This window comes from Pandoraea sp. B-6 (assembly GCF_000282835.1).
GTDB classification, from domain to species: Bacteria; Pseudomonadota; Gammaproteobacteria; order Burkholderiales; family Burkholderiaceae; genus Pandoraea; species Pandoraea cepalis.
The window spans coordinates 1-3,411 of the sequence record NZ_KB290524.1; the positions used below are offsets into that span (position 1 = coordinate 1).

Here is a 3,411-nt window from a genome sequence, read left to right on the forward strand (position 1 = left end):
GCGGTGTTGGCGGTGGTGTCCCCGGCATTGGCAGCGACATTGGCCGACGCGGCAGGGATCGTCGGCGGGCCGAGATCGAAGCGCGTCAGCGAGGCCGACGGTGCCGGGGCGGCGCACCCCGCCACCAGCACCACCGCGGCGGCGCAAAGCCACCCGGCGGCGAGCGCACGCTTGCCGCCGGGTGGCGCGACACCTGCCTCGCTGACTTTGCCCGCGTCGATCGGCTCAATCATCTCGATACCCTCTTGCATGACGGTGTTGCGCATTATTGACGTTCTCCCCCGGGCCACGAAAAACCCGCTTCGCCCGGACCGGGCGGCGGCGGCGACGTGCCGAAGAGCAGCGCGCGCGGATTGCGATTGATCGTCTCGGCCGCTTGCCCGACCGCCTGCGTCGTGAAGCGCAGATCGTCCGAGAGCGTGTTCAGGCGCGGCAGCGCTTCCTGTTGCAGCGACCCTTCGAATGTTTCCATCGTTCCCTGGAACGCCGCCAGACTCGACGCCGCCTGATCGGCCGCGCGTCCCACGCTATCCAGGTTGCGCACGAGCGGCCCCTGAGGATCGGTCAATTGATCGGTCAGACGATGGGCCCCGGCAAGCGTGCCGGTGAGTTCGCGCACGGTGTCCGGCAACTGCGCCGTGACGGGCTCGAGCTGCTGCGCCACGCGATCCACGCTTTGCGCCGCGGCCTTCACGCTGTTGATCGAATCGAGCATGGCCTGCCGGTTGTCGGGCGACAACAGCGTATTGACCGAAGACGTTGCCTCTTCGAGCTGATGTACCAGGTTGTTGCCGCGCCGCTGCAGTTCGTCCACAAAACTCGGGCGCAGTCGCAATTGCGCGACGTGCTTCTCGGACGACGGCAGCAACGTTCGGTCATGCCCGTCGTCGTCCAGTTGTACGAAGGCCAGCCCCGTAACCCCTTGATAGCTCAACGTGGCGAACGTCGACCGGGTCATCGGCGTGCCTTCGTTCACGAGAATGCGGATCAGAATCTGCCCAGGCGTGCGCGGGTCGAACTTGATCGACTCGACCTTCCCGACGGACAGACCGCGATACCGCACGGCGGATTCCGGATTGAGTCCGGTCACGTTGGTGTGCGAGACCAGATCGTAGGGAAGGCGCACACGATTGTCGCGATTGAACCAGTACACCGACGCGGCGACAGCGGCAAGCAACACCAGCGTGAAGAGGCCCGCCATGAAAGCGTGCGATTTATTTTCCATCGTCGAGTAACTCCGAAATCTTGGCGCGCCGCGCCGCAGGCAACGCGAGCAACGCGCGTCTGCCGCGTTCACCGAGGAAGAAGCTGTGGATGAACGGGTGATCGACACGGACCACGTCTTCCACCGGCGCATTGACGAGCACCCGACGCTCGGCGAGCACCGCCACGCGCGTGGCGAGCATCATCACCGTGTCCAGATCATGCGTGACCATGACGACGGTCAGGCCCAGCGAGCGGTGCAGGCCGCGAATCATGTCCACGAACTCGTCTGACGCCTGCGGATCAAGCCCAGCCGTGGGCTCGTCGAGAAAGAGCAGTTCCGGCTCCAGCGCAATGGCCCGCGCGATCCCAACGCGCTTGATCATCCCGCCCGACAGCTCCGACGGCATGCGGTTGGCCATGCGCCCCGACAGCCCCACCATCTCGAGCTTGTACATCACGACATCGCGAATCAGATCTTCCGAGAGCGTGTGCAGTTCGCGCAGCGGTTGCGCAATGTTGTCGAACACCGTCATCGCGGAGAACAGTGCACCGCGCTGAAACAACATGCCCGAGCGGCGGCGCAGCAGGTGCGCGCTGCGCCGATCGATCGTCGTGATGTCGTGACCGAAGACGCTGATGTGGCCAGTGGTCGGCGACTCCAGCCCGATGATCTGGCGAATCAGCGTGGTCTTGCCCGAGCCTGAGCCGCCGACAAGCGCAATGATCTCGCTTTGCCGTACGGTGAGATCCAGATGCTCATGAATCGTGTGCGTACCGTAGCGCTTCGTGAGATCGTGCACCTCGATCACCGGGTCGGCGTCGCCCGGCAGGCTTGACGACACAGGCGGACAACCCGCCGCGGCGCCGGATATCACATCGCTGGCGTAAGCCTGCGCGACGGGAGCGGCCGCGACGGCCGACGTGGCGAGCGCTGGGGCCCGATCGGGCACGGGGGATTGGGACATCAGCCGATCCCCGTGTTGCGAAACAGAATCGCGAAGATGGCATCGGCCAGAATCACGACGGTGATCGAGGTCACCACGGACTGTGTCGTGCCCTCCCCCAGGCTCTGCGTGTTCGGTTTGACCCGCATGCCGAAATGGCAGGCCACGAGTGCGATCAGCATGCCGAAGACGCCCCCTTTTCCCAGGCCGATCCACAGATTGGCGATGGGCACGGCATTGGGCAACGTGGTGAAGAAGTAGCGCAGTCCGATACCGAGTTCGTACTTTGCCGCGAGCGCGCCGCCGAGCAGCGCGATGATGTTTGTCCACATGACCAGCAGCGGCATGGCAATGGCCAGCGCAATGACCTTCGGCAGAACGAGCCGCAACCCGTGCGGAATATCCATTACGCGCATCGCGTCGAGTTCTTCGGTCACGCGCATCACGCCGAGCTGGGCGGTGATGGCCGACCCCGAGCGACCCGCCACGAGAATCGCGGAAAGCACCGGGCCGAGTTCGCGGATCACGGCGAGACCGAGGATGTTGACGATGAACGTGCTCGCCCCATACAACTTGAGTTGCTGGGCCGACAGATAGGACAACACGATGCCGATCAGAAACGCCACCAGCGCCGTGATACCGAGTGCCTTGGCCCCCGCGCTGTAGATATTGGCGGACATCTCCAGCCATGGCGCGCGAACCGGATGACGAATGACGCGGCCGAGGTCGATCACGAAGCGTCCGAACATCGTGACGCCGTCGCGCAAATGCTCGCCCAGCGTGAAGAGCGACGCCCCCAGCCGGCTGATCGGATCGAGGCGGCGGGTGGGCGCCGGACTCTGTCGCGAGCGATCGAATTCGGCGAGGTGATCGAAGAGCGCCCGCTGTGTCGGCGTAAGCGCGACGCGCTCGGGAAACCGACGTTGCCAATAGCGCCACAGCGCCTGCGCGCCGACGTGGTCGAGCCGTTCGACGCGGGTCAGGTCCCACGCCAGGTCGCCCTGCGGCAGCGAATCGACCAGGCGCAGCAGCGTCTTCTTGCGCTGCGAGAGGGCGAGCGCTGTCCACAGGCCGTGCAGCATGACCACCGGGCCTTGCGCCGTGGTGGTCAGCTCCAGAGTGGGCACGGCATCGAGGTTCAAAACAGACGATCTCCTGGCGACAAACTCGTCGAAATCCGGCAAAACGCGGTCATTGTACGGTACAGGGGCGACCGGTCGATGGCAACCCGGCGCAGGCTGAAAACGCGTCGGCGCTGGCC

The 3,411-nt window shown here is 65.0% G+C and carries 4 protein-coding genes; all 4 read right to left on the minus strand.

All coding sequences use genetic code 11. The features are described from left to right. Positions 1–266, minus strand: a 266-nt coding sequence (locus A985_RS25320; protein ID WP_039830294.1) for a hypothetical protein, incomplete at its 3' end; no start/stop codon positions are given. After that, on the minus strand, positions 266–1,225 hold the full coding sequence (locus A985_RS0112555) for an MlaD family protein (RefSeq protein ID WP_026131916.1): 960 nt from the start codon (positions 1,223–1,225) through the stop codon (positions 266–268). The genes A985_RS0112555 and A985_RS25320, both read right to left, overlap by 1 nt. Beyond that, positions 1,215–2,171 carry an ABC transporter ATP-binding protein gene (locus A985_RS0112560; protein WP_017233756.1) on the minus strand — a complete coding sequence of 319 codons (957 nt, stop codon included), beginning with the start codon at positions 2,169–2,171 and terminating at the stop codon, positions 1,215–1,217. Before A985_RS0112560 ends, A985_RS0112555 begins: the two co-directional genes overlap by 11 nt. Continuing rightward, positions 2,171–3,292, minus strand: coding sequence for an ABC transporter permease (locus A985_RS0112565; protein WP_017233757.1), 1,122 nt, complete (start codon positions 3,290–3,292; stop codon positions 2,171–2,173). Before A985_RS0112565 ends, A985_RS0112560 begins: the two co-directional genes overlap by 1 nt. Between the last annotated feature and the right edge of the window lie 119 nt (positions 3,293–3,411).

Bases quoted from the DNA above. Each gene is read 5' to 3' on its own strand.
- A985_RS0112555 (WP_026131916.1), bottom strand. From the start codon at position 1,225: ATGGAAAATAAATCGCACGCTTTCATGGCGGGCCTCTTCACGCTGGTG.
- A985_RS0112560 (WP_017233756.1), bottom strand. From the start codon at position 2,171: ATGTCCCAATCCCCCGTGCCCGATCGGGCCCCAGCGCTCGCCACGTCG.